4 protein-coding genes are annotated in these 4,845 nt (G+C 38.6%); all 4 read right to left on the bottom strand.

Annotated elements, in window-relative coordinates; translation table 11 throughout:
* Positions 1-2,897 (bottom strand): hypothetical protein (locus ACFIJ9_RS08520; protein ID WP_375636750.1); only part of this gene is annotated, 2,897 nt, incomplete at its 3' end.
* Positions 2,898-4,029: 1,132 nt separating this feature from the next.
* Positions 4,030-4,158: a hypothetical protein gene (locus tag ACFIJ9_RS08525; protein WP_375636752.1), complete on the bottom strand. Its 129-nt coding sequence runs from the start codon at positions 4,156-4,158 to the stop codon at positions 4,030-4,032.
* Positions 4,159-4,233: 75 nt separating this feature from the next.
* Positions 4,234-4,452 carry a hypothetical protein gene (locus tag ACFIJ9_RS08530; RefSeq protein ID WP_208438589.1) on the bottom strand — a complete coding sequence of 73 codons (219 nt, stop codon included), beginning with the start codon at positions 4,450-4,452 and terminating at the stop codon, positions 4,234-4,236.
* 136 nt (positions 4,453-4,588) lie between these two features.
* Positions 4,589-4,845: YadA-like family protein (locus tag ACFIJ9_RS08535; RefSeq protein ID WP_375636755.1), on the bottom strand; the 257-nt coding region annotated here is incomplete at its 5' end.

The raw sequence follows: 4,845 nt of genomic DNA on the forward strand, positions 1-4,845 counted from the left end.
ACTTTCTCATCCGTATACTTATTGGCATCTTCAAGAACCGTCTTCATCTGCTGTTCTGTGTAATCATGTAACTGACCACCATTCACTACGTCCTTAGAGCCTTTTTTAATTTCTCCATCTTTAACATTAGTAATCAAAACAGGTTCACTGTCATCGGCACCTTTTAGAGTGATGCTATTGGTTTTCTTTCCGCTTTCTTTATCAACATCATAGCTAACCGCAAGATTCACCTTGTTTTCAACTGCTGCTACCTTGGTTTCAACTTCTGTTACCTTGGTTTCAACTGCTGCTACCTTGGTTTCAACTGCTGTTACCTTTTCATTCGTCGTCCAGAGCTGTCCTCCATTCACGGCGTCTGTTGAATTTTCTACAAGAGCACCCTTCTCTACATTGACAATCTTGCTGGGCTTACCATCATGACTAGCGTCATACCCTTCTTTTCCTGCGTCCCATGGGAATCCATTGGAGGCTACGCTAGGGGTTTCCTTCTGTTCAACAGCCTCAAGACGTGTATTGATCCTCAACATGCTCTTACGTACATCATCAAACGCGCTAGCTACATTAGTATAGCTTGCCATCGCAATCACAACACCTTGTTCATCAAACTTCATAGCATTAAAGGATGGAATGTTCCAGGTGCCGTCTTTTTCATTATATCCAGCACCACCACCGAAATAAGATGAAAGACCTGCGCTGATAGCATAAAGTTGGGAACCATTGATTGCTTCGTCTGAGTTAGCAGAAATATCACCATTAACAAGACCAAAAAGACTCCGTTTTTTACCTGAAGTAGTCATAAGACTTACTTGAGTTGATTCTATGTCAGGAGAAATAGTTACCGGAGGCAGAGTCCCATCATCACCCATGGCATATTCCTCTTCATCCATGACAAGAGGTAAACTTCTCATAAGAGATGCGCTTCTCATAAAAGGAAAGCCTTCTGAAATAATATCCGAATGACCACCTCCCAATTTAGGTTTTTCACCAATAGCAGAGCCCTCCTTTATCTCCATAAGCTGATCATTCAAAACTGTGAAAGCACTATTTACGCCAGCAAATGCATCCGCAACATTATTATATTTTTTCTCACTCTCATTACCATCCTTATCAAAGACTTTAACCGTGAAAGTAGGAGCACTCCAGTTTCCACTTTCATCATATCCAGCACCACCGCCAAAATAATTTGCAAATGCCTGAGACATATAATAAAGCTGGCCACCATTTACTGCTTCGGTCGATGTTTTCGTAAATGCACCGCCCTTAACACCAGAGAGAACTCGTGGGACATTAACATTGTTTCCAATGTCTATTCTATCGCCACTTTTGCTTCCCCCAATGGTAATAAGCCCAGCGCTATTTTGCTTAATAAAACTATCGCCTGTCACACTTTCAATCTTTTTATTAAGATTTGTAAAAGAACTACTTACACCAGAAAGTGCCTCCGCAACATTTCCATATTGCGTTTCAGCTCCATTACCATTCTCATCAAAGACTTTAACTGTAAAAGTAGGAGCATTCCAGCTTCCATCTTCACCATATCCAGCATCACCACTAAAATAGCCTGCAACGACATTGCTCATGGAATAAAGTTGAGAACCATTTATCGCATCAGTTGACGTTGCTGTAATCAAACCAGCATTAACACCGGAAAGAGTCCGTGCCGCATTATCAACGCTTGCAATACTTACGTTAGCTCCACTTACTGCTCCACCAATGGTAATAAGCCCTGCTGCATCTTGCTTAACAAGACTATCACCTGTCCCATTAATGACTATATTTTCAATCTTTTTATCAAGATTCGTGAAAGAACTACTTACGCCAGTAAAGGCATCTGCGACATTATTATAGCTCTTGTCAGCTCCCTTACCATTCTCATCAAAGACCTTAAATGTAAAAGTAGGAGCACTCCACTTTCCATTTTCATAGCTAGCATTACCGCCAAAAGACTTCGTAACCCCATCGCCCAATTTATAAAGCTGGTTACCATTGACTGCTTGATTCGACAGTATGTTAATCCAGCCACCACGAACACCCGCAATAAATCGCGACTCATTAGAATTATTTGCAATGTTTACTACAGAACCGTTTTTGTTCGCACCAATTGTAATAGTCCCTGTTGCAGCATCGTGCTTAACAAGACCATCACCTGTCCCACTAATGACTATATTTTCAATCTTTTTATTAAGATTCGCAAAAGAATTATTCACGCCACCAAATGCATCTGCGACACTCCTATAACTTTTGTGTGTCTCATTTCCATACTGATCAAAGGCTTTAATCATAAAAACAGGAGCTGACCACCTTCCATTGCTATAGTAGGCACCACCACCCAAAGAATCAGCAACCCCAGAGCCCAAATTATAAAGCTGGTTACCATTGACTGCTTGATCTGATCTTGGGCCAACCATACCATCACGAACACCCATAAGAATTCGCGACTCACGAGAACTATTTGCAAAGTCTACTGCAATGCCGTGTGTGTTCGCACCAATTGTAATTGTCCCTGCGCTATTTTGCATAACATACTTATTGGAAACTAATTGATTAATTTTATTATCATATTGATTAAATTTATTATTAATATTCGCATTAACTTCATTCTTCCATCGCTGGAAAGAATCTCCCACACCAGCAAACGCAGAGCCAACATCTCTATACACGTTACCGTCAATCACATAGGTTGGCGCAATACTTTTCAGTATATTTGTACCACCACCAAAATACTTCGCTACATTACCCCACGTATCACAAGCAGAAACAGGAGAAGCATTTGATAAAAAGACAGCTACTGACACTAATGAAAGCGTTCTAATAAAAGGTAATCCATGAGACGAGCAAGAATTTTTTAAATTACTCACTGCTAGCGTGTGTGGTGTGGTATATGTTTTTTTCATCATAAATTCTCCAAGTAAGAAAAATATTAAAAACATTAAAAAGACATATTCCGGTGCTACTAGGCTCCAGGGTTTGTTTTTTTTCTTGTTTTATAAAAGATTAGGGTTGTCATAATAAGGAAGAGGACTATTTAAGATATCAATGAGATTGTGGTCGGCGTTGATTGATAGCCCAATTAATAAGGTTTTTATTTCCCCCTTTTACGGAGGATTTTCTTTTTTTAGCAAAGCCTTTAAATTTAAAGGTGAAGAAGGGTAAAAGAAGTGTGAATAAAACATGTTTGCGTACTATTGTTAGGTGTTGTGTGTTGAAGAGGCAATAAAGGGTGTTTATTGCGGAGGAGGGTTAGGTTGTTTGATGAGTGATTTAGAGCATTTTTTGTAGGGTTATTGTGCTTTTGTCGTAAAGATAAGCGAGATATCCCTGAGCTTTAGATGTGTGTCTCTTAAAGCTTTCTGAAATAAGATAATAGTGATTGTGTGATTTCTTCATGATTTACCGCACCCCGCTTTGCGAAAAGATTCTTAGTGTCTTTTAACTAATCCTTTACATTCTTACAGACTTTAAAAAAAATAGCAAGGAAAAAAATGATTTAATTATTTTTTATATAATGCGTCTTGCTGATTTATGAAATAATTCTAAAATTCATAGCCTCATTGTTTACACTTTGGGCTTTTATAAAAGTGCTGGTGCATCGTTATGCTTTAAATACCCCTGTTTTGATCAAAGTGAGATTATTTAAGCATTCCAGCTGCTGCATACGAAGAAAATAATAAAAATAGTAAAAAATGAGATTTTTTATTTCTTCAAGCATACCCCCCAATGGATATTTCTATTAATAAAATTATAAACCGTACAGTTTTAAAATATTGTGCAATTGCGCGCTCTATTAATTTATATGAAGACATCACTCTGCATTTGTAAATTTTTTTGTTAGAATGCTTCACTGTAACTAAAATCTGTCCCACTAAGATTATTACTACAGAATAACATTGTTATAAAACTTTATAAGTATACTACTCTATGAATTTCTGTGTAAAATATCACTTCTTTATAAAATTTTTACCCTCGTCTGATGAGACAAGAGAAAATGCATTTTTTATCGTTAATTCAGCGGTGAGTTTACTCCTGCACTTACCCCAAGTAACTCCCTGCACTCATGACAGATCGGTTAGAGCGAATGAATCCGTCCTCTGATGTATAACCAGCACCAAAGGCAAATGCGGATTGACTGCACCATAAAACCCGTACCAAATGAAACACTCAACTTCCCTAGTGTACGTTGTAACGTAAACCTACCACTGCCAAACCAACAGCCGCTGCTTGTCTTGCTTCTTTTCAAACATCTTCAATGGCATAACTCAACGTTTCAAACTTCATATCGGTATAGGATTTCGCCTCGTTAACAGCATTATTAACTATAGTATTGACTTGATCATCCGTATACTTATTGGCATCTTCAAAAACTGTCTCAATCTGCTGCTCACTGTCATGTAACAACCAACCAGCCCCCTCCACGACTTCTGTCAAATTTGCGTAAAACACGCCACTCTTCACACCTTTTCTCTGTTTTATTTTCAATAGTAATGCTGGCATTATTATTTGTGGGAACCGTTCTTTTAATCGTGTAACCCTTTTCGCTCCTGTCTTGTATAGACAGGAGCGTTTTTGAAAATAATAGTAGTGAATTTTATTAATTTAGAGTTAAGCTTAATCCGACACCTACACCCCAGCGCCCTCCGGCATTTGTCACAGATAGACTAGAGCGAGTATTTCCATCTTCAGATGTATAACCAGCCCCAATAGCAAATGCAGCCTGATTGAGCCATATACCACTACCAAGTGCAACACTTAACTTTCCTGGTGCATCATTGTAACGTAAGTTGGACACCGCTAAACCAATCGCTGCTGCTTGTCTTGCTTCCTTGCGAACATCCTCAATAGCATAAT

The organism is Bartonella sp. MR90HLJMH (assembly GCF_042194115.1).
Lineage (GTDB): Bacteria > Pseudomonadota > Alphaproteobacteria > Rhizobiales > Rhizobiaceae > Bartonella > Bartonella grahamii.